The 20,933-nt window shown below is 69.2% G+C and carries 24 protein-coding genes; 15 read left to right on the top strand and 9 right to left on the bottom strand.

What is annotated here, in order from left to right:
* Nucleotides 1–68: 68 nt before the first annotated feature.
* The 6 genes from DVW87_RS04325 to DVW87_RS04350 form a co-directional block, all read right to left on the bottom strand.
* Nucleotides 69–689: a glutathione S-transferase family protein gene (locus tag DVW87_RS04325; protein ID WP_114686483.1), complete on the bottom strand. Its 621-nt coding sequence runs from the start codon at nt 687–689 to the stop codon at nt 69–71.
* Nucleotides 690–700: 11 nt separating this feature from the next.
* Nucleotides 701–1,558, bottom strand: coding sequence for a dienelactone hydrolase family protein (locus DVW87_RS04330; RefSeq protein WP_114686484.1), 858 nt, complete (start codon nt 1,556–1,558; stop codon nt 701–703).
* 40 nt (nt 1,559–1,598) lie between these two features.
* Nucleotides 1,599–2,657, bottom strand: coding sequence for an MBL fold metallo-hydrolase (locus DVW87_RS04335; protein WP_114686485.1), 1,059 nt, complete (start codon nt 2,655–2,657; stop codon nt 1,599–1,601).
* Nucleotides 2,658–2,828: 171 nt separating this feature from the next.
* The gene (locus DVW87_RS04340; RefSeq protein WP_114686486.1) at nt 2,829–3,491 is read right to left on the bottom strand and encodes a DUF1013 domain-containing protein; all 663 of its coding nucleotides are present in this window, start codon (nt 3,489–3,491) and stop codon (nt 2,829–2,831) included.
* A 136-nt stretch (nt 3,492–3,627) separates the two neighbouring features.
* Complete coding sequence (locus tag DVW87_RS04345) at nt 3,628–4,647, bottom strand: glycosyltransferase family 4 protein (RefSeq protein ID WP_114686487.1); 1,020 nt, start codon at nt 4,645–4,647, stop codon at nt 3,628–3,630.
* Between the two features lie 5 nt (nt 4,648–4,652).
* Entirely contained in the window at nt 4,653–5,534 is an 882-nt protein-coding gene (locus tag DVW87_RS04350; protein WP_114686488.1) for a UDP-2,3-diacylglucosamine diphosphatase, read from the bottom strand.
* Between the two features lie 188 nt (nt 5,535–5,722).
* Here DVW87_RS04350 and DVW87_RS04355 point away from each other — a divergent pair, with 188 nt between their 5' ends.
* The 3 genes from DVW87_RS04355 to DVW87_RS04365 all read left to right on the top strand — a co-directional run bounded on the left by DVW87_RS04355 (nt 5,723) and on the right by DVW87_RS04365 (nt 8,614).
* Nucleotides 5,723–6,547 (top strand): class I SAM-dependent methyltransferase, encoded by an 825-nt coding sequence (locus tag DVW87_RS04355; protein ID WP_114686489.1) that lies wholly within the window; start codon nt 5,723–5,725, stop codon nt 6,545–6,547.
* A gap of 82 nt (nt 6,548–6,629) precedes the next feature.
* On the top strand, nt 6,630–7,949 hold the full coding sequence (gene miaB / locus DVW87_RS04360; protein ID WP_114686490.1) for a tRNA (N6-isopentenyl adenosine(37)-C2)-methylthiotransferase MiaB: 1,320 nt from the start codon (nt 6,630–6,632) through the stop codon (nt 7,947–7,949).
* Entirely contained in the window at nt 7,946–8,614 is a 669-nt protein-coding gene (locus DVW87_RS04365) for an alpha/beta fold hydrolase (RefSeq protein ID WP_239017746.1), read from the top strand. Before miaB ends, DVW87_RS04365 begins: the two co-directional genes overlap by 4 nt.
* Before the next feature lie 27 nt (nt 8,615–8,641).
* Here the strand turns inward: DVW87_RS04365 and DVW87_RS04370 are convergent, their stop codons facing one another.
* Nucleotides 8,642–9,898 carry an HD-GYP domain-containing protein gene (locus DVW87_RS04370; RefSeq protein WP_181814717.1) on the bottom strand — a complete coding sequence of 419 codons (1,257 nt, stop codon included), beginning with the start codon at nt 9,896–9,898 and terminating at the stop codon, nt 8,642–8,644.
* Nucleotides 9,899–10,056: 158 nt separating this feature from the next.
* Here DVW87_RS04370 and DVW87_RS04375 point away from each other — a divergent pair, with 158 nt between their 5' ends.
* The 8 genes from DVW87_RS04375 to katG all read left to right on the top strand — a co-directional run bounded on the left by DVW87_RS04375 (nt 10,057) and on the right by katG (nt 17,216).
* Entirely contained in the window at nt 10,057–11,082 is a 1,026-nt protein-coding gene (locus DVW87_RS04375) for a patatin-like phospholipase family protein (RefSeq protein ID WP_239017747.1), read from the top strand.
* Nucleotides 11,083–11,143: 61 nt separating this feature from the next.
* Nucleotides 11,144–12,142 carry a PhoH family protein gene (locus DVW87_RS04380; protein WP_114686492.1) on the top strand — a complete coding sequence of 333 codons (999 nt, stop codon included), beginning with the start codon at nt 11,144–11,146 and terminating at the stop codon, nt 12,140–12,142.
* On the top strand, nt 12,142–12,414 hold the full coding sequence (locus tag DVW87_RS18275) for a hypothetical protein (protein WP_114686493.1): 273 nt from the start codon (nt 12,142–12,144) through the stop codon (nt 12,412–12,414). The genes DVW87_RS04380 and DVW87_RS18275 overlap by 1 nt, the downstream gene beginning before the upstream one ends.
* Nucleotides 12,411–12,821 (top strand): type II toxin-antitoxin system VapC family toxin, encoded by a 411-nt coding sequence (locus DVW87_RS04390; RefSeq protein ID WP_114686494.1) that lies wholly within the window; start codon nt 12,411–12,413, stop codon nt 12,819–12,821. The genes DVW87_RS18275 and DVW87_RS04390 overlap by 4 nt, the downstream gene beginning before the upstream one ends.
* On the top strand, nt 12,814–13,323 hold the full coding sequence (gene ybeY / locus DVW87_RS04395) for an rRNA maturation RNase YbeY (protein WP_114686495.1): 510 nt from the start codon (nt 12,814–12,816) through the stop codon (nt 13,321–13,323). Before DVW87_RS04390 ends, ybeY begins: the two co-directional genes overlap by 8 nt.
* A gap of 8 nt (nt 13,324–13,331) precedes the next feature.
* Nucleotides 13,332–14,240, top strand: coding sequence for a hemolysin family protein (locus DVW87_RS04400; protein WP_114686496.1), 909 nt, complete (start codon nt 13,332–13,334; stop codon nt 14,238–14,240).
* Nucleotides 14,241–14,312: 72 nt separating this feature from the next.
* Entirely contained in the window at nt 14,313–14,909 is a 597-nt protein-coding gene (locus tag DVW87_RS04405; RefSeq protein ID WP_114686497.1) for an outer membrane protein, read from the top strand.
* Nucleotides 14,910–15,014: 105 nt separating this feature from the next.
* A complete protein-coding gene (gene katG, locus DVW87_RS04410) occupies nt 15,015–17,216 on the top strand; it encodes a catalase/peroxidase HPI (protein WP_114686498.1) in 2,202 nt (733 codons plus the stop codon).
* Nucleotides 17,217–17,313: 97 nt separating this feature from the next.
* Here katG and DVW87_RS04415 read toward each other — a convergent pair whose 3' ends face one another.
* Nucleotides 17,314–17,739 (bottom strand): DUF3597 family protein, encoded by a 426-nt coding sequence (locus DVW87_RS04415; RefSeq protein ID WP_114686499.1) that lies wholly within the window; start codon nt 17,737–17,739, stop codon nt 17,314–17,316.
* A 117-nt stretch (nt 17,740–17,856) separates the two neighbouring features.
* On the opposite strand from DVW87_RS04415, the gene DVW87_RS04420 reads away from it, so the two are divergent.
* The 4 genes from DVW87_RS04420 (at nt 17,857) to DVW87_RS04435 (ending at nt 20,491) form a co-directional block, all read left to right on the top strand.
* Complete coding sequence (locus tag DVW87_RS04420) at nt 17,857–18,441, top strand: DUF4142 domain-containing protein (RefSeq protein WP_114686500.1); 585 nt, start codon at nt 17,857–17,859, stop codon at nt 18,439–18,441.
* 68 nt (nt 18,442–18,509) lie between these two features.
* The gene (locus DVW87_RS04425; protein ID WP_239017748.1) at nt 18,510–18,668 is read left to right on the top strand and encodes a hypothetical protein; all 159 of its coding nucleotides are present in this window, start codon (nt 18,510–18,512) and stop codon (nt 18,666–18,668) included.
* Nucleotides 18,669–18,720: 52 nt separating this feature from the next.
* A complete protein-coding gene (locus DVW87_RS04430) occupies nt 18,721–20,046 on the top strand; it encodes a PQQ-dependent sugar dehydrogenase (RefSeq protein ID WP_114686502.1) in 1,326 nt (441 codons plus the stop codon).
* Between the two features lie 34 nt (nt 20,047–20,080).
* Complete coding sequence (locus tag DVW87_RS04435) at nt 20,081–20,491, top strand: hypothetical protein (protein ID WP_114686503.1); 411 nt, start codon at nt 20,081–20,083, stop codon at nt 20,489–20,491.
* A gap of 130 nt (nt 20,492–20,621) precedes the next feature.
* On the opposite strand, the gene DVW87_RS04440 is transcribed toward DVW87_RS04435, so the two are convergent.
* Nucleotides 20,622–20,924 carry a polyhydroxyalkanoic acid system family protein gene (locus DVW87_RS04440; RefSeq protein ID WP_114686504.1) on the bottom strand — a complete coding sequence of 101 codons (303 nt, stop codon included), beginning with the start codon at nt 20,922–20,924 and terminating at the stop codon, nt 20,622–20,624.
* Nucleotides 20,925–20,933: the final 9 nt, after the last annotated feature.

Below are 20,933 nucleotides of genomic sequence, written 5' to 3' on the forward strand. Positions count from 1 at the left end.
TCAGTCGAGGCCTGGCGGATCGAGCGTCAGGCAGCGGCGCTGCACCCCGCCTGCGCGCGCGCCTGCCGTCAGGCCGCAGCCTCCGCGATCAGTGCATCGTCGATGGTCGCGGCGCGCTTGTACGCCTCCCGCGTCTCCAGCCCGGCCCAATAAGCGGTGAACGCCTCCCGCTGCGGCAACGTCCCGAACTGCAGGCCCCAGCCGACCTGCGCCCCGACATAGACGTCCGCGGCGGAGAAACGGTCGCCCGCGACGAATGTCCGCCCGGCCAGCGCCTTTTCGAGCGTATCCACGGTGCGGTCGTAGCTGCCGTATCCGGCGAGCCGCCCCTGATCCTCGTTGGGGGTGAAGCCCAGCGACTTGTTGGTGACCGCCTGTTCCACGGGGCCTGCCGCGAAGAACAGCCAGCGGTAATAATCCGCACGATCGGCCATCGGCGGGGCGAGGTTCGCCGCGGGAAAGGCATCGGCGAGATAGGCGCAGATCGCCGCGCCCTCCGTCACCACGCGCCCGTCATGGACGATCGCCGGCACCTTGCCCATCGGGTTGATCGACAGGTAATCGGGCGCCTTCATGCCCGCCGCGTCGTAACCGAGCACCACCGTCTCGTACGGCGCGCCGACCTCCTCCAGCATCCAGCGGGCGATGCGGCCGCGCGACAGGGGGTTGGTGTAGAAGGTCAGCGCCATCGAACGTCTCCTCAGGCGAGCTGTTGCCGGAACAAGTCGAGCATCCGGCCCCAGGCGCGCTCGGCCTGGGCCTGGTTGTAGGCCTTGCTGTCGGGCGGGCACCAGCCGTGCATCGCGCCCGCATAGACCTCGATTTCGGCGGGCACCTCCGCGGCGGCGAAGGCCTCGCGCAGCGCCGTCTTGTCGCCGGGCGCGCGGCCGTCGTCATTGGCGGCGATCGCGAACAGATATCCGCCCTTCACCTTCGCGGCGAGCCGGTGCGGGCTGTCGGGTGCGTCCGTGACCAGTTGCGCGCCGTGGAAGGAGGCGCCGGCGCGGAGCGGGTCCGCGCGCGCGGCGGCGGTGCGCAGGACGAAGGGGCCGCCCATGCAATAGCCCGCGCTGCCCATCGGCCGCTTCGGATCGACCTCCTTTTGCGCATCGAGGAAGGCGACAAAGGCGTTTGCGTCGCGGGTGATCGCTTCCGGCGTCAGCGCCTCGCGCCAGGGGCCGATCTTCGCGCGAACCTCGGGCTGGTCGAAGCTTTCGCCCGCCTTCAGGAACGGCGCCCTGGTGGAGCGGTAGAACTGGTTGACGACCAGCACCGCATAACCGGATTCGGCCAGCCGGCGCGCCATCTGCTGGAAGGCGGGACGCAGCCCCATGATGTCGGGCCACATCAGCACCGCCGGGTGCCGGCCGGTGGCGGGCGCGACGAAGAAGGCGTCCGCCGTGCCGTCCGGCGTGCGGATGCGCACCGCCCGGCCGGACACCGCCACCGCCTCCGCGGGGCTCGGCAGCAGCAGCGCAAGGCTGGCCGCCGACATGCCGATGCCGAACGCGCGGCGGGAGAGGTGCCGATTGTCCTCGGCCGTCAGTTCATCGCACATGCGGCTCTCCTCGATCGTCTCGGGGAAGCATAACCCAGGCTCAGGCCGCGCGCCACCACCACACGCCGTCCGCCTCGTCGCGCACGGCCCTGCCTTCCAGCTCCAAGCGGCGGAGATGCGCAAGCGCCTCGCCCGTCGCCATGCCGAGCAGGTCGGGGCCGATCGCGCGGCGGAACAGGCGGCCGAAACAGTCCACCGCGCGGCGCGGCTCCGCCAGGAAGACCGCAAGCTCGTCCAGCCGCTCGCGATGCTCGCGATCCATCGCGTCGAGGCGCGTGTGCAGCCCGGTGAACGGGTCGCCATGGCCGGGCAGGACGAGCAGGTCGGCCGGCAATTGCCGCAGCCTGGCGATGGACGCGAGCCACTCGCCGAGCGGATCGCCCTCCGGCTCGGTCACGCCGAGCGACACGTTGGGGCTGATGCGCGGCAGCACCTGGTCGCCGGCGATCAGCACGCCGCCCGCCTCGTTCAGCAGGCAGGCATGTTCGGGGCTGTGGCCCGATCCGGTGACCACCTGCCACTCGGTCCCGCCGAGGCGCAGCCGCTCGCCGTCCGTCAGCCGCCGATAGCCGAGCGGCAGCGGCGTGACGATGCGGCGAAAGCCGGACCAGCCCCGCGCGCTGGCATGCGCGACCTGCGCATCGTCCCAGCCCGCCCCGCGCCAGAAGGCGATCATCTCGCCGGGCACCCCGTCGCGCGCATCGGCGGTGAGCATGCGTGCCGTCAGCCACTCGCCGCGCGTCATCCACACCGGCGCCTGGTGGTGATCCGCCATCCAGCCGGCCAGGCCGATATGGTCCGGGTGCATGTGCGTGCCCAGCATCGCCGTGACGCGCACGCCGGCCAGCGGCCCACGGAAGATCGCCTTCCACGCCTCGCGCGTATCGGCCAGGTTCATGCCGGTATCCACCAGCACCACGCCGTCCGTGTCGTCGAGCAACCAGCAATTCACATGGCCGAGCGGCCCCGGCACCGGCATCCGCGCCCAGCGGACTCCCGGCGCGGCCTCCATCACCTCGCCCGTCCCGGGCGCGGCGCCGCCGAACGGATAGGTAAGGCCCTTGTGCGTGGTGGCGGCGAAAGCGGGAAAGGTGGCCATGAAGCCAGCGCTAGCGGCACTTGCGCGCCGGTGTCACGCGATCATTGGCGCGATGCTCGCCCGCATGCGTCGTCCCTGCCCAGTGCCACGATCCGCCGCTCCAAACAGCACCGTGCCTGGAAAGCGCGCGGTGTCGTCACCCTGGGACAAGCCCGGGGCGACGAACGGACTTCAGCGCTTGAACAGCGTCTCCGCCGTCGGCTCGGCACGGGCGGCCTCGCCCTGCTCCACCGCGTCGAGGTCGCGCGCGGACTGTTCGCGCTGCTGGCGCAGCTCGGCGATCAGCGCCTCGCGGTCGCCTTCCAGGCGCGTATCCACCGGCGCCTCGATGCCGGCCGCCTTGGCCGCCTTGCCGACCGCCGCGTCCAGCTCGCGCTGGGTGGTGAGGCCCAGCGTCACCGGGTCCTTCGGCGTGATGTTGGCGATGTTCCAGTGGCTCTTGTCGCGGATCGCCGCGATCGTCGTGCGGGTGGTGCCGATCAGGTTGCTGATCGCGCCGTCCGAGATTTCCGGATGGTTGCGGATGATCCAGGCGATGCCGTCCGGCTTGTCCGACCGCTTCGACACCGGCGTGTAGCGCGGCCCCTTGGTGCGGCGGACCTGCTCCGGGCCCTTGGTCATCTGCATGCGATAGTCGGGATCGGCCTGCGCCTTGTCGATCTCTCCTTGCGTCACCTCGTGCGCGCGGATCGGGTCGCGGCCGGTGAGCTTGGTCGCGGCGGTGTCGTCGGCGATCGCCTGCACTTCCAGGATGTGCAAACCGCAGAAATCGGCGATCTGCTCGAAGCTGAGCGCGGTGTTGTCGACCAGCCAGGAGGCGGTCGCGTGGGGCATGAGCGGCTGCCGGTTGTCTTGGGCCACGGGCGGAAACTCCGTCAGAAACAATAAGGGCCGCCCCTCACGGAGCGGCCTGTCACATTCTTGCATCTAATGCGGGCGGCCCGCGGAGGCAAGCGCCACGGCTGGCGCGTCAGGCGGCAAGTTCTTCGGGATAGCCGGGGACCAGCGCGGAAAGGAACTGCCGCGCGCTGGCGGCCCAGGTGAAACGGCGGCCATAGGCGGCGCAGGTCGCCCGGTCGCGGGTGAGCGCCAGCGCGATGGCGCGGTCCAGCTCCTCGTGCAGGGCGCCCACATCGGGCACCAGCACGTCCACCGGGCCGGGCACCGGATAGGCGGCCACGGGCGTGCCGCTGGCCAGCGCCTCGATCATCACCAGGCCGAACGTGTCGGTGCGGCTGGGAAACACGAACACGTCCGCCGCGGCATAGGCGCCCGCCAGCGCCGCGCCCGAACGGGCACCGAGGAAGCGCGCGTCCGGATAGCGCGCTTCCAGCTCGGCACGGGCGGGCCCGTCGCCGACGATCACCTTGGTGCCCGGGTGCCCCGAGCGGAGGAACGCCTCCAGGTTCTTCTCCACGGCGACCCGGCCGACATAGAGCTGCACCGGGCCGGGCAGCGCCCGGATGCCGGGGTCGGGCGCCACGTCGCCGAACAGCGACAGGTCCACCCCCCTGCCCCACGGCCTGGTCTGGGGGAGGCCGTGCGCATGCAGCGTCTCGGCGATCGAGCCGGTCGAGACGAGGATGCCCTCCGCCGGCTGATGGAACCAGCGGATGTAGCGCCACGGCCATTCCGGGCTCACGCCGGTGCGCGCGGCGACATAATCGGGGAATTGCGTGTGATAGGCGGTGGTGAACGGAAAGTCGCGCGACAGGCACCAGCGGCGCGCGGCAACGCCGATCGGCCCTTCCGTCGCCAGGTGGATGGCGTGCGGGCTGAACTCCTCCAGCCGCTGGCCCACCGCCCCCGTGGTGGCAAAGGCCAGCCGGATCTCGGGATAGGTCGGGCACGGCAAGGAATGGAACAGGTCCGGCGAGATCACCATCACCTGGTGCCCCATCCGCTCCAGCTCGGCGCGCACCGACTGCAACGTGCGCACGACGCCGTTCACCTGCGGCGACCATGCATCGGTAGCGATGGCGATGCGCACGGGCTTCAGGCCGCCAACCTCGCGATTTCCGCTGCCACCCGCTCGCGGGCGGCGATCACCTCCGGCCAGTGCAGCAACTCCATGCGCCCGTCGAAATGCTCGACCAGCGCGTTGCATCCCTCCACCCAGTCGCCGTCGTTGTAATATTCGACGCCGGCGATGGTGCGCATCTCGGCGGTGTGGATATGCCCGCAGACAACGCCGTCGACGCCCTCTGCGGCGGCCGCCTCGGCGATCACTTCCTCGTAATCGGAGATGAACTCCACCGACTTCTTCACCTTGGCCTTGGCGTATTTGCTCAGGGACCAATAGGGCATGTTGAACGCCCGCCGCCACGCATTCACGCCGCGGTTCAGGAACATCATGAAGTTGTACGCCGCGTCGCCGACATGGGCGAGCCAGCGATGGGCAAGCGTGATCGCGTCGAACTCGTCGCCGTGCAGCACGAGCAGGCGGCGGCCGTCCGCGGTTTCGTGAATGGCGCGGCGGCGGATCGCCACGCCGCCGAAATCGAGGCCGCACCACTGCCGCATGACCTCGTCATGGTTGCCGGGGATGTAGATCACCCGCTGGCCGCGCTTGGCCCGCTTCAGGATGCGCCAGATCACGTCGTTGTGGCTGGCCGGCCAGTAGAACTTCTTCTTCAGCCGCCATCCGTCGACGATGTCGCCGACCAGGTACATGGTGTCGCTGTCGACATGGTCGAGAAAGTCGATCAGCATCCCGGCGTTGCAGCCGCGTGTGCCCAGGTGCACGTCCGAGATCCAGATCGTGCGATATTGCGCCCGACCCTCGATCTCCCGTTCGGGAAAGGCCGGCTTGGAATTGGCGAAGTCCGCAAGGTCGGCGACCTCGCGCAGATTGGCGATCCTGGTGACAGTTTCCATTGCCGTGCCCCCGCAGCCCGTGTGGATGCGACATGCCATGCCCGAAAGCCGTTACACTTTGGCGGCCGCGCTGTGAAGCGACGGTTACGGAAGGTTGCGAAAACCTCTTGGACTACCCCGCAAGAAACGGCGGAGATCACCCACCGTCATGGTAGCGTGCCGCCCGTCCCTTTTCGCGGAGAGCATCCGTGCCGGCCATTGCCAGTTCGATCGACGACATCAACCGGCGCGGCTTTCGGCGGTCCGACGTCGTGCGGCATTACGGCTCGGCGCAGGATTTCATGGACCCGGGCGAGCGGCTGGCCTTTGCCGCGCTCGAGAAAGAGCCGCCGCACTTGCTCCTCGACATCGGGGTCGGCGGGGGGCGCACCATTCCGCTGCTGGCGCCGCGCTGCGATCGCTATTTCGGGGTGGACTATATCGAGGAGAACATCGCCGTCGCCCGCGCGCAGCATCCCGGCGCGGACCTGTACGTCGCGGACGCGCGCGCGCTGCCCTGGCGGGACGAAAGCTTCGACGCCGCCGTTTTCTCGTTCAACGGCCTCGATTCCGTGGATGCCGACGCGCGGCTGCTGATCCTGGCGGAGGTGCGCCGCGTGTTGCGGCCGGGGGGCCGCTTCATCCTGTCCTGCCTCAATCTCGATGGCCCCTCGGCGCGCACCCGGATCGAGTTACCGGTGCGCACGCAAAGCGGCCCGGCGCGCTTCGTCAAGGACGTGCTTGGACTGCCGCTCTGGGCCGCACGCTGCCTGGTGAACGGGCCCGCCGTCCACCTGCGCGCAAGAAGGATGCGCGATCGGGTTCCGCCCGGTTTCGCGCTGCTGCAACCTCCCGTCCACGATTTCAGCCTGTTGCTCATGTTCTCGCAGGTGCCGGCAATGACCCGGCAGCTGGTCGAGGCGGGCTTCGCGGTGGAGCGGGTGCATGGCGAGGACGGCACCCCCGTCGGCGAGGAAGAACGGCCGCGCAACAGCCGCTGGTGCTATTTCATCGCCCGCCGATCCTCGAACTGATCGCCGCCCGGTGCCCCGCGCCCGTGGCGCCAGCCCGTGGGCGGGGTGACGTTGCGCTCGTTTCCGGCTACAGGCGCCGGCTATGCGATCCTCCCCGAAAACCTTTCACGTCAAGTCGTTCGGCTGTCAGATGAACGTCTATGACGGCGAGCGCATGGCCGAGCTGATGGCCGCGCAGGGCCTCACCGCGGCAAGCGATGCGGACAGTGCCGACTTGGTCGTGCTCAACACCTGCCACATCCGCGAAAAGGCGACGGAAAAGGTCTATTCGGACATCGGCCGCGTGCGAAAGGCGCAAGCGGCAGACGGCCGCAAGCCGATGATCGCGGTGGCCGGCTGCGTCGCCCAGGCCGAGGGCGAGGAGATCGTGCGCCGCGCGCAGGTGGACGTGGTGGTCGGCCCGCAAGCCTATCACAACCTGCCCGAGCTCGTCGCCAGGGCGGCGGACGGCAAGGCCGCGCTCGACACCGACATGCCGGTGCTCAGCAAGTTCGGCAGCCTGCCCCGCCGCCGCAAGGTCGGCCCGTCCGCCTTCCTCACCGTGCAGGAGGGGTGCGACAAGTTCTGCACCTATTGCGTGGTGCCGTACACCCGCGGCGCGGAGGTGAGCCGGCCCTTCGCGGCGATCGTCGACGAGGCAAAGGCGCTGGTGGACGCCGGCGCGCGCGAGATCACGCTGCTCGGGCAGAACGTCAACGCATGGTCGGGCGCGGAAGGCGGGCTGGACCATCTGATCCGGGCGCTGGACCGCATTCCCGGGCTGGCCCGCATCCGCTACACCACCAGCCATCCCAACGACATGACGCAGGGCCTGATCGACGCGCATCGCGACGTGGAAAGCCTGATGCCGTTCCTTCACCTGCCCGTGCAGGCGGGCAACGATCGCGTGCTGAAGGCCATGAACCGCAGCCACACGCGCGACAGCTATCTGCGCCTGATCGATCGCATCCGCGCGGCGCGTCCGGACATCGCGCTGTCGGGCGACTTCATTGTCGGCTTTCCCGGCGAAACCGAGGCCGAGTTCACCGACACGCTGAGCCTGGTCGACGCAGTCGGCTATGCCCAGTGTTTCAGCTTCAAGTACAGCCCCCGCCCGGGCACCCCGGCCGCCGACATGGCCGACCAGATCGCGCCGGCGGTGATGGAGGACCGGCTCGCCCGCTTGCAGGCGGCCTTGAACCGCCACCAGGCGGCGTTCAACGCGGCCACCGTGGGCAGGACCTGCCAGGTGCTGCTGGAGCGGCCGGGCAAGCTGCCGGGGCAGTTGCTCGGCAAGTCGCCCTGGCTGCAATCGGTGATCGTGGCCGGCACGGGCGCGATCGGCGAACTGGTGGAGGTGGAGATCGCCTCCGCCGGCCCCAACTCGCTGGTCGCCGCCCCCACCATCCGCGCCGCCGCATGATCCCGCTGGTCCTGCTGCCGGGTCTCGGCAGCGACCATGCGCTGTGGTCCGCACAGGTGCGCGATCTTGCCGACGTCGCGCATCCGGGCATCGGCGACACGCTGAACGACGACAACCTGACCGCCATGGCCGCCCGCGTGCTGGCGGCCGCACCGGACCGGTTCGCGCTGGCCGGGCTCTCCATGGGCGGCTATCTGGCGTTCGAGATCTGGCGCCAGGCACCGCAGCGGGTGCTGCGGCTCGCGCTGCTCGACACCTCCGCCCGCCCCGACACGCCCGAACAGACCGCCTATCGACGGCAGGCGATCGCCACGGCCGAGGGCCATGCCGACTTCGCCCGGCTGGCGCGGTTCGGCCTCGACCAGTTGCTGCACCCCGACACGCCGGAAGCGGTGCGCGAGGCGGTGGTCGCCATGTCGGTGCGGGTGGGGCCGCATCGCTACGCGGCGCAGCAGCCCGCGATCATCGGCCGCAGGGACTCGCGCTCCACCCTGGGGACGATCACCGTGCCCACCCTGGTGCTGGTCGGCGAACAGGACATGCTGACCCGCCCGCCTTCGCCGAGGAGATCGCGACAGGCATTATGGGCGCGACACTGGCGATCGTGCCGCAAGCGGGACACCTGCCGACAATGGAGCAGCCGGCGGCGGTGGCGGCGCATCTGAAAGCGTGGCTGACCGCCTGATCGGCCCTCAGGCCGCGCGGGCGGGCTGACGGAGGGTGGCCGTCATCAGCTGCTCGGCCCGGACCGCCCAGTCGGGAAAGCCCCAGGCCAGCGGATCGCGGATGGCGATGATCTGGTCCTGCGCCAGGCTGTCGTCGATCACCACATCCTCCAGCGGCATGGCGGCACGCTCCCGGGTCGAGAAGAAGGCGCGAACCAGCGGGCGCGAGGCGCGCCGCCCGTTGGGCAGCACCACGCCCAGCCGGTTGGAGCGCAACTCCACCAGCAGCCCCTCGGGGAAGAGCCCCAGCGTGCGCATGAAGCGGAACAACAGCTCCGGATCGAAATGCCCGGCCCAGCCGTGCATGCGCGTGATCGCTTCGGCGGGCGACCAGGCGGCCTTGTACGCACGGTCGGAGGTCAGCGCGTCATAGACGTCGCAGATCGCCGCGATCCGGGCGGCGACGCTGATCTCCTCCCCGGCAAGGCGAAGGGGATAGCCGGAACCGTCAGACCGCTCGTGATGGTGGCGACACACGTCGACAACCACCTCCGGCAGTTCCGCAGCGCCGCTGAGCAGGCGATAGCCCTGTTCCGGGTGCGAGCGGATCACTGCGAATTCCTCGTCCGACAGCGAGCCCGGCTTGGTGAGGATCCGCTCGGGCACGATCATCTCGCCGACATCGTGGAGAAGGCCGGCCAGCCCGAGATCGAACACCGCATCCGGCGCCATGTCCAGGCTGCGGGCGAAGCGCATCATGAGGGCGCTGACCGCCACCGAATGCACATAGGTGTAGTCGTCGCGCGAGCGCAGCCGCGAGAGGCTGATCAGCGCGTGGCTGTTGCGCGTGACGGAGGCGCAGATCTGCTCCACCAAAGGCGCAAAGTCGTCGCAGCGGATCGCCTTGCCCGCGCGCACTTCCCCGAACAGGCGCTTCATCTCGCGCGTCGACTGCTTCAGCAGCTTGGCCGCGCGCGGCCGCTCCTCCTCGAAACTGCACGAATGCTCGCGCGCGATCCCGCTGGCGAAGGACGCGGGTGCCGCCGTGACCGGGCGGGCCGAACGGGCCGGCGGCTCTCCTGCGACAGCATCGGGATGAAGCGCGGCGCCCCGGCTTTCGTCGATAACGAGAGTTTCCAGCGCGGAATCGAGCACGCGGGCGAGATCCCGCGGAGAGGAGAGGAGAAATCGAGGCCGCCAGAAGGGATGGCGCAGCCATGGTCCGTCGAAATCATGGACAAACATGCCCAGCCTTGCCTGGTCGCGATCAATCCTGCGCAGCATCGTCACCCCCCTGTTCGGCGGAATTTGGCGCAGCACGGTTAACAAGCCGTTCCGGGCAGGCATCCGGGCCATTGCCGATGTCCCATTCCCGGCTCCTCTCGCGCCCCAGCCGCTCCTTGCCTGTGGAACCCGAAGGCGCGGTGCGGCGCTTGGGGGCGATGAGCATCGCCCTCCCGTTGACCGACATGACCCTTGCGCTGGCGCTGAGCGGCGGCAACGCGCTGGGCGCCTATCAGGCCGGCGCCTACCAGGCGCTGCACGAGGCCGGGCTGGAGCCGGCCTTTCTCTCCGGCGCCTCGGTGGGGGCGATCAACGGCGCGCTGATCGCGGGCAATGCGCGGGAGGAGCGGCTCGCGCGGCTGCGCGCCTTCTGGCAGCCGGCGACTGCCGACGCCGCCGCGGACGGCCCGCTGGACAGCTGGCGGCGCAGTGCCGCCGTGGCCTGGTCGATCGCGGCCGGCCGTCCGCAGCTGTTCCACCCGCGTGGACTGCTCGGAACGCCCGACCTGCCCAGCCTGTTCGACAGCCGCCCGTTGCGCGACACGCTCCTGCACCTGGCCGATTTCGATCGGCTGAACGCCGGGCCGATGCGCTATGTCGCAAGCGCGGTGGATCTGGAGACGGGCGACGACGTGCTGCTGGACAGCGCCGAGACACGGATCACGCCCGATCACGTCCGCGCGAGCGGCGCCCTGCTGCCCGCGTTCCAGCCGGTGGAGATCGAGGGCCGGCTGCTCGGCGACGCGGGCCTTTCGGCCAACCTGCCGATCGACGCGGTGCTGACGCGCGGGACCGGCGAGCGCCCGCTGCTGCTGGTGGCGATCGACCTCCTTCCGCTCTCGGCGCCGCGGCCGGCCACGCTGGGCAATGTGGTGGAGCGCATGCAGGATCTCAGCTTCGCCACGCAGGGGCGGCGCGCCCTGGAAGCATGGCAGACGATCTTCGACCTCAAGGAGCGGGCGGGCGATCCGCTGCCGTCCGTGACGCTGCTGCACGTCCTTTATACCGATCAGCGGCGCGAGGTTGCGGGCAAGTCGATGGACTTTTCCCCGGCGAGCGTCCGGGAGCGCTGGCAGACCGGCGCGCGCGACATGCGCGAAGGGCTGGCGCGGATCGCGTCCGGCGCGGTGCCGCTCGGCGCGCCGGGCCTGGCGGTGCACCGGGTGGAACTCGTCGGCAAATGAGTCTTGCTCCTGTCGCTTGCAAGCGCCACCTTTGCGTCGTGAACCCCGACGAAAGGACCGCATGAGCCGCAAGCCCGTTCCCGCCCAGACCGGTGACCGCAGCCGGGTGGAGCTGGTGTTCGACAAGCCGCAGCTGCTCGCCCAGCTGTTCGGCCAGTACGACCGGAACCTGATCGCGCTGGAAAGCCGGTTGGGCGTCTACATCACCGCGCGCGGCAACCGCATCGGCCTGGAAGGATCGGCCGAGCAGGTCGCCATGGCGCGCGACGTGCTGAACGATCTCTACGGACGGATCGCGCGCGGCGAGGACGTGGACACCGGGCTGGTGGACGCTTCCATCGCCATGGCGGCGGAGCCGACGCTGGACGGCATCGTGCGCGCCGACGCCGGCGACCGCGCGCCCTCCGTGATGATTCGCACGCGCAAGAAGACGATCGTGCCGCGCACGCCTGCGCAGGCTCACTATATGCGCGAGTTGACCAGCCACGACATGATCTTCGCGCTGGGGCCGGCGGGCACCGGCAAGACCTATATCGCGGTGGCGCAGGCGGTGGCCCAGCTCATCACCGGATCGGTGCAGCGGCTGATCCTGTCGCGTCCGGCGGTGGAGGCGGGCGAAAAGCTCGGCTTCCTGCCCGGCGACATGAAGGAAAAGGTCGATCCCTATCTGCGCCCGCTCTACGACGCGCTGAACGACTGCCTGCCCGCCGAGCAGGTGGAGCGGCGCATCGCCAGCGGCGAGATCGAGATCGCGCCCATCGCCTTCATGCGCGGACGCACGCTGGCCGACGCCTTCATCATCCTGGACGAGGCGCAGAACACCACCCCGGCGCAGATGAAGATGTTTCTCACCCGCTTCGGCGAGAACAGCCGCATGGTGATCTGCGGCGACCCGAATCAGACCGATCTTCCCGGCGGCGTCAGTGGGTCCGGGCTCAACGACGCCGTCAGTCGGCTGGAGGGCGTGGAAGGCATCTCGGTCAGCCGCTTCGGCCGCGGCGACGTGGTCCGCCACCCGATCGTCGGCCGCATCGTCGAGGCATATGAGGGCGCTGGTTGATGGCCGAGTCCGATCCGTCCAGGCCGTTGCAGGTTGATGCCGAGACGAGCGGCATCGTTGCCCGCCTCGCGCGGCGGCTCGGCGTCACCGAAGTGGAGGCTGTGCGCTTCGGCCTTCGGGAGTTCGAGGAGGGGCTGAACCGCACCAAACGCAATCCGGCCGCGCCCGAGTGGCTTGTCCGCTACTGGCGAGACCACCCCCTGCCCCCCTCCACCGGGCTCGTGGCAGACAAGGCATTCTACGACTCGCTGAACGATGAAGACGACGAATGAAGCTGTTTGTGGATGCGTCGGCGATCGTCGCGATCATCGCGGGGGAAGAAGGCGCGGACGAGTTGGCGTTGCGGCTGGATCGCTATGGCGAGCGGCTTACGTCGCCTGTTGCGCGTTGGGAGGCCATCGTCGGCTTGCACCGTTCGCACCATTACGACTGGCGCTATGCCGAGGAAAGCGTGGATGCGCTGCTTCACCTCCAGGCGGTGCGCATGACCGCCATCGGCGAGCGCGAGGGCCAGCTGGCGCTGAATGCGTTTGGTAATTACGGCAAGGGCAAGCACCCGGCCCGGTTGAACATGGGCGACTGCTTCGCCTACGGCTGCGCCAGTGCACAGAATGCCGACCTCCTGTTCAAGGGGGACGATTTCAGCAAAACCGATTTGGGAACAGTCAATCGTGCTTGAGATCGAACTCTCCCGGGAGGAACCGTGGCCCGAGGCCGACTGGGCGGCGCTTGCCGCGCGCGCGGCGCGTTCGGCGATGGAGCGGACGGCGCAGGGCGAGCTCCTCACCCTGCCCGCCGCGGTTGAGATTTCGGTGCGGCTCACCGATGACGGCGAAGTGCGCCAGCTCAACGGCCAGTATCGCGGCAAGGACAAGCCGACCAACGTGCTGTCCTTCCCGATGGTGCAGCCCGACCTGCTCGACACCGTCACCCAGAATTCGGACGATGGCGAGGTACTGCTCGGCGACATCGTGCTCGCGCACGGCGTGTGCGAGGCGGAGGCGGCAGAGCGCGGGATCAGCGTGGAAGCGCACGCCACGCACCTGATTGTGCATGGCACGCTGCACCTTCTCGGCTATGACCATATCGACGATGCCGAGGCGGACGCGATGGAGGCGATCGAGATCGACGCGCTCGCTTCGCTAGGCCTTTCCAACCCTTATCTCATCCGCGAGGACTGACGAACACCATGCCCGAGGGCCCCAGTAGCGCCGGGAAAGGCGACAGTAGCAACGACGGCAACATATGGCGGGGGCTGAAGTCCCTGCTGTTCGGCGAGCAGGGCGACGAGTCGCTGCGCGCGCGGCTGGAAGAGGTGATCGACGCGCATGAGGGCGAGCCCGGACCCGATGCGGCCGGCGACCTTTCCCCCATCGAACGCACCATGGTGCGCAACCTCCTGCATTTCTCCGAGAGGAACGCAGGCGATGTCGGCGTGCCCCGTGCGGACATCATCGCGGTGGAGGAAGGCATCAGCTTCGAGGCGCTGGTCAAGGCCTTTGCCGAGGCGGGGCACAGCCGCCTGCCCGTCTATCGCGAGAAGCTCGATACCATCATCGGCATGGTGCACGTGAAGGACGTGTTCGCGATCCTCGCCACCGGCGCGACGCCGCCGCCGACGCTGGAGCCGCTGATCCGCCAGCCGCTGTTCGTGCCGATGTCGCGCGGGGTGCTGGACCTGCTCGCCGACATGCGCGCGAGCCGGGTCCACCTGGCCGTGGTGCTGGACGAGTATTTCGGCACCGAGGGCCTCGTGACCATCGAGGACCTGATCGAGGAGATCGTCGGCGACATCGAGGACGAGCATGACGACGCGCCGATCGCGCTGATCGTGCCGCTGGACGGCGGCGCCTGGGAAGCGGATGCGCGCGCCGAGCTGGAGGACGTGGCGGAAGCGATCGATCCGAAGATCGCCGACGTGGAGGACGACGTCGACACGATCGGCGGCCTCACGGCGGTGCTCGCCGGCCACGTCCCGGCAGTGGGCGAGCGGGTGGCGCACCCGAGCGGGTGGACCATCGAGGTGATCGAGGCCGATCCGCGCAGGGTGGAGCGCGTGCGCCTGCATCCGCCGGTGCCCGAACCCGAGATCGAATAGGCCGCTCATCCTCAGTTCATTTCGGAGGCGCAATAAAGCGCCCGCGCCGTTCCGCGCGCCGGGAGAATTCTCATGCGTCGTGCCGCCGTTCTGGTCGCCTTTGTCGCCCTGCCCGCCCATGCACAGGATCGGCCGTTCACCGGACCGGTCGTGGGAATCGAGGGCGGTTACCTGGAGCATCATTTCTCGCTGGAGTTCGAGCAAAGGGACGCGGCGGACACGCTGGTGGCGCGGCAATCGCGCTATTACCGCAGCCACGGCGTGGGCGGTGGCGTGTTCGGCGGATACGACTGGGCGATTTCCGACCGCGGGCGGCTCGGCCTGGAACTGGGCGCCACCGCCGGCGGGGACACCAACACGGCCGATCTCGGCAGCTTCGGCAGCCTCTCGCTGAAGCCTCGCTTCGGGGCGTCGGCGGCGGTGCGCGCCGGATATGTGCTGGCTCCGTCCGCCATGGTCTATGCGGCCGCCGGCTATGGCGGCAACGCCTATCGCGTCCGCGACACCGCGCGCCTCGGGAACAGCGCCGAGCTTGAATGGGGAAGCAGCTTCCTGGTCGGCGCCGGTGCCGAGTTCCGTCTCGCCGACAGGATCGGCCTGCGCGTCGATGGGCGCCATGTCGACAACCAGACCTGGCGTGTGTTCGTCGGGGTGCCCATCCGCTTCTGACAGGCCGTGCTGATCGTCTCAGGCGATCAACAACGCGCATTTTTCGCGCTTGGGCGATTACCGCCGCTCGGTTAGCCTGCGCGTAGTTTCGAGAGGAGCCAGAACATGGACGCGATCGCCGAGAACAGCCCGATCAACGATCCGAACAAACAGCCTGCCGCGCTGCGCACGCTGCTGGGCCAGACCAGCAAGCATTGGTGGCCGGAATCGCTGTCGATCGACATCCTGACGCAAGGCGGCGTCTCCACCGACCCCCATCCCAAAGGCTTCAACTACCGCCAGGCCTTCAAGGCGCTCGATTACGAAGGCGTGAAGCGCGACCTGACCGCGCTGATGACCGACAGCCAGCCCTGGTGGCCGGCCGATTACGGGCATTACGGCCCGTTCTTCATCCGCATGGCCTGGCATTCGGCCGGCACCTATCGCACCGGCGACGGGCGCGGCGGCTCCACCTCCGGGTCGCAGCGCTTCGCCCCGCTCAACTCCTGGCCGGACAACGGCAATCTCGACAAGGCGCGTCGCCTGCTCTGGCCGATCAAGCAGAAATACGGCCGCGCGCTGTCCTGGGCCGACCTGTTCATCATGGCGGGCAACGTCGCCATCGAATCGATGGGCGGCCCGGTGTTCGGCTTCTCCGGCGGGCGCGAGGACATTTTCGAGCCCGAGCGCGACATCTACTGGGGCACCGAGGAGGAATGGCTCGGCCAGACCCGCATCGACGAGGAAGCGGGGCTGACGCTGGAAAACCCGCTGGCGGCGATCCAGCACGGCCTCATCTACGTGAACCCCGAAGGACCCGGCGGCAAGCCGGACACCAAGGGCTCGGCCCGCGACCTGCGCGAAACGTTCAAGCGCATGGGCATGAACGACGAGGAAACCGCGGCGCTCACCGCCGGCGGCCACACCTTCGGCAAGGCGCATGGCGCCGGGGACGCCTCCAAGGTCGGCCGCGAGCCGGAGGGCTCGGACATCGCCCACATGGGCCTGGGCTGGCAGTCGACCCACGAAAGCGGCATGGGTGACGACACGATCACGTCCGGCATCGAGGGCGCCTGGACGCCGACGCCGACCAAGTGGGACAACAGCTATTTCGACATGCTGCTGGACCATGAATACGAGCTGGTGAAGAGCCCGGCGGGCGCGAACCAGTGGCAGCCGGTCGGCAATCCCGAGGAAACGCTGGCGCCTGCCGCGCACACCGCGGGCAAGAAGGTGCCGACGATGATGACCACCGCCGACAAGGCGTTCAAGGACGATGCGGCCTACCGCGCGATCCTGGAGCGGTTCCGCGCCGACCCGGCCTATTTCGCCGATGCCTTTGCCCGCGCCTGGTTCAAGCTCACCCACCGCGACATGGGCCCGAAAACCCGCTACATCGGCCCGGAAGCGCCCTCCGAGGACCTGATCTGGCAGGACCCGATCCCCGCCGGCGTGGCCCTGTCCGACGCGGATGTCGCAACGCTGAAGGGCAGGATCGCCGACAGCGGCCTGTCAGTGACGCAGCTCGTCAAGACCGCCTGGTATTCGGCCTCCACCTTCCGCCAGTCGGACCGTCGCGGCGGCGCCAACGGCGCGCGCATCCGGCTGGCCCCGCAAAAGGACTGGGAAGCCAACGAGCCGGCCGAAACCGCCCGGGTGCTGGCGGTCTATGAGCGCATCAAGGCCGATTTCGACGGGACGGTGAGCATCGCCGACCTGATCGTGCTGGGCGGCAATGTCGGCGTCGAGCAGGCGGCGAAGGCGGCCGGCCACGACGTGACCGTGCCGTTCACCTCCGGCCGCGGCGATGCGACGCAGGAGCAGACCGATGTGGAGAGCTTCGCGGTTCTGGAGCCCAAGGTCGATGGCTTCCGCAACTACCTGTCGACCAAGCATTCGGTTCCGACCGAGGAGCTGCTGGTCGATCGGGCGCAGCTGCTCGCTTTGTCGGCGCCCGAGATGACGGTGCTGGTCGGCGGCCTGCGCGTGCTCGGCGTCGTGCATCCCAAGGGCGGCCGGAACGGCATCCTCACCTCGCGGCCCGAGACGCTGACCAACGACTGGTTCATCAATCTCCTCCAGATGGCCACCGCCTGGAAGCAGATCGATGACAGTGGCGACGAGGAGTTCCTGGGCACCGATCGCCACACCGGCGAGGAGATGTGGACGGCCAGCCGCACCGATCTCGTGTTCGGCTCCAATTCGCAGCTGCGCGCGATCAGCGAATATTATGCCTGCGGCGACGCCCGGGACCAGTTCGTGGGCGATTTCGTCGCCGCCTGGGCCAAGGTGATGAACGCGGATCGTTTCGACCTGATCGACAAGTAAGCGCCTCGCCTTCGGGCAAAAACGAAGCCGGCGGTGCAACCAGGCACCGCCGGCTTTTGCTTGCCGCCGTCTCTGCCGAGGCACGGCCGGGCGAGGATCAGCCGCGCAGGCTGTCCGGCACCATGCCGCCATTCTCCGCAAGCTTCGCCATCACCGCCCGGTGCAGCGCGATGTTCTGCTCCGCGCTGCCCGCCTCGGCGGCATGCACGCCCAGTTCGTCGGCCAGTTCCTTGCGCGCGGCCAGGCTGGAATCGAGGTCGAGCAGCTTCAACAGATCGACGATGGACGTCTGGTAATTGCCGCCGCCGTTCTTGAGCGACGCCATTTCGGACAGCACGGCGCCCACATCCACCTGCGGCTGCGCCGCGGCGGGGGCGGCCGCAGGAGCGGCGGGAGCCGATGGCGCCGGCGTCGGGGCGGCGGGTGCCGAGGGCGCCGGCGTGGGCGCGGCGGGCGCCCCCTGCGCCGGGGCGGCGCTCTTGTGGTGGAAGATCTTGCCCATGATGTTGCCGAAGATGCTCATTGCCTTGCTCCTTTGGGGTCGGCCGCTTGAACGTAACAGGCGGGCCAAGGGTCCGGCGGAACGTCGCGCGCGCCCGCTCGTTCTGGCGCAGGAACGATCCAAGGGGAGCGATGTACCATGAAGAACTTGCTTATTCTGGCGACTGCCGCCTCGGCTCTGGCGCTCGGCGCCTGCGGCCGCTCCGAAGCGCCCAACACCACCGCGGCGAACACCAGCGCGGCAAATGAGATGGAAACCGGCAACGCCACTGCGATGGGCGCCGAAACGCCGGCCGTGACGCCGGGCCAGGCGTTTGCGAACTCGGCCGCGGCAAGCGATGCGTTCGAGATCGAATCCTCGAAGATGGCGCTCGCCTCGTCGAGCTCGGCCGCGGTGAAGTCCTTTGCGCAGAAGATGATCGACGCGCACACCGACTCCACGGCCAAGCTGAAGAGCACCACGGCCAGCCTCTCGCCGGCGATCACGCCGGTGCCGGCGCTGAATGCCGAGCAGCAGAAGCTGATCGACGGCCTGAAGGGCAAGACCGGCGCCGATTTCGACCGCGCCTATCTCGCCGCGCAGGCGACCGGCCATGCCGAGACGCTGGAGCTGCTGAAGGCCTATGCGGCCAGCGGCGACGTGCCCGCGCTCAAGACGTTCGCGTCGGGCCTGGTGCCGATCGTCACCGCGCACCTCAACATGGCCAAGGGCATCAAGGCCTGAAGCCCTCCGCCGGCAAGAAGCGCAAGCAGGACCGCCAGGTCGCCGAACTGGCGATCGGGCGGGACTGGTTGCGCGCGCGGGTGGACGTGACGAGCGGCGGCGTGCTGGCGATCGGCGGCCTGGTTGCAGGCGTGCTGCTCTCCACCGCCGTCATCGTCGCCATCGCCGAGCAGGGTGCCGCCGCTCGCCGCGCGCGGCGGCCCGGTCCGCCGGCGGTAGCCGGGTAAGCGCCGCACCGATGCCGATGGCATCGCCCGCCGGCCGCGCTATGTAGGGGCCATGCTGAGAAAAATCCTGATCGCCCTCCTCGCCGTTCTCGTCATCGGCGGCGGCGTTGTTGCGTGGCTTGCCTGGCCCGACAAGGCGCAGCGGTCGGTCGCCGAGGTCACGGGCCAGCGCCCGCGGATCGACGCGCCGCGCGAGCAGACGCTGCCCACGGTTGGCGTGGCCGACGTGGTCGGCTGGCAGAACGGCGCCCGGCCGGTGCCCGCCGCAGGGCTTCAGGTGGCGGCCTTCGCGACCGGGCTCGACCATCCGCGCTGGCTGTACCGGCTGCCCAACGGCGACGTGCTGGTGGCGGAAAGCAACTCTCCCGCGCGCGAGGGCGGCGGCATCACCGGCTGGGTGATGGGCAAGCTGCTGGGCAGGGCCGGTGCCGGCGTCGCTTCGGCCAACCGCATCACGCTGCTGCGCGATGCCGATGGCGACGGGGTGGCGGAGGTGAAGACGCCGTTCCTCACGGGCCTGAACTCGCCGTTCGGCATGTCGCTGGCCGGCGGCTATCTCTATGTCGGCAACACCGACGCGCTGGTGCGCGTGCCCTACAAGGACGGCGACACCCGCATCACCGCGCGGCCGGAACGGGTGGTCAAGCTGCCGGGCGGCGGCAATCACTGGGCGCGCAACGTGCTGGCCTCGCCCGATGGCAAGCTGGTCTACGTGTCGGTCGGCTCCTCCTCCAACATCGCCGAGAACGGCATCGCGGCGGAGAAATATCGCGGGGACATCCTGGAGGTGCAGCCCGCCACCAAGACCGCGCGCATCTTTGCGGCGGGCCTGCGCAACCCGAACGGCATGGCGTTCGAGCCGCAGACCGGCCGGCTTTGGACGGTGGTGAACGAGCGCGACATGATCGGCTCGGACGGTCCGCCCGATTACCTGACCGCGGTGGAGTTCGGCGACCATTTCGGCTGGCCCTGGTATTATTGGGGCGGCTATCCGGACCGCCGCGTCGACCCGCCGAACCCGGCGCTGCAGGAATATTCCAAGCGCCCCGATTATGCGCTGGGCCCCCATGTCGCGGCGCTGGGCCTCAGCTTCGCGAACGACGCGAAGCTCGGGCAGCGATTCGCGCGCGGGGCGTTCATCGGCGAGCATGGCTCGTGGAACCGCGAGCCGCTGTCCGGCTACAAGGTGGTGTTCGTGCCCTTCGGCGAGAACGGCTTTCCGGCGGCGGGCGCCAAGCCCGTGGACGTGCTGACCGGCTTTCTCACCAAGGATGAAAAGGCGCAGGGACGCCCCGTCGGCGTCATCACCGACAAGGCCGGCGCGCTGCTGGTCGCGGACGATGTCGGCAACGTGATCTGGCGCGTGCGGGCGGGCTGATCCGGCGCCTGCGCGAGCCTGATCCGGTCGCCGCATGTTGACCAAGCTGTCCTCGCTGCAATCGGGCACGCTGGGCGAGCTGCTGGCCGTGGCCAGGCTGAACTCGCTCGGTCATGCGGCGTATATCAGCCCGGAGGGCGCGCCCGGCCATGACGTGATCGTCGTGGTTGCCGGCCGGTCCCTGTCGATCGAGGTGAAGACCCGCCAGTTCCTGAACCGCGCGTCGGAAATCACCCGCTGGCCCGTCGACATGAAGACGAAGGGCGATGCGGATTTCTTCCTGTTCATCGAACTGGACCTGCGATCCCTGGCGCCGACTTTCTACCTGCTCACGAACGCGCAGGCGCGGGAGACCTACAAGAACCATGTCGGCGGCGGCAGCTGCATTCCGCCGCAAGTGCGGCAGCGCGTCGCCCCCAACGACTTCTCGGCGCTGAACGCCTGATATAGGCCGGCTCGGGACCGATGGCGACGACCGGCCGGTCCCTCCCCGCTTTGTCGAGCGCGTGCCGGAATGGCGACGCCGGCGCGCTATGTCGGGCCCTCCGCCGCCGCGCATCCATCCCCTGGCAGAATCACTCCAGAAGTTTGGGCGCGTCCTTCTGCAACTTGGCGCGGATCCGCTCGGCGAACATGCCGAGCAGCGGCGGCAGGTCGAGAACCGCGTGCACCTTGTCCTCGTGCACGTCGAGGCGCGTCGCCACCGTCTGCCCCATCGCCGCCACCGTGAAGAACAGGCTGTCTCCTTCCCAGCGATGGTCGGTCACGGTGCCGCCGGGGATGAACGACGCCATCCGCCCGCTCCCCGCCTCGATCCGCGCGCGCGCGGCGTCGCGGCCCAGCTTGTGGGGGATGTCCAGCGTGATCGGCTCGGCCATAAAGGTGTC

It is taken from the genome of Sphingomonas aracearum (assembly GCF_003345355.1).
Lineage (GTDB): Bacteria > Pseudomonadota > Alphaproteobacteria > Sphingomonadales > Sphingomonadaceae > Sphingomonas > Sphingomonas aracearum.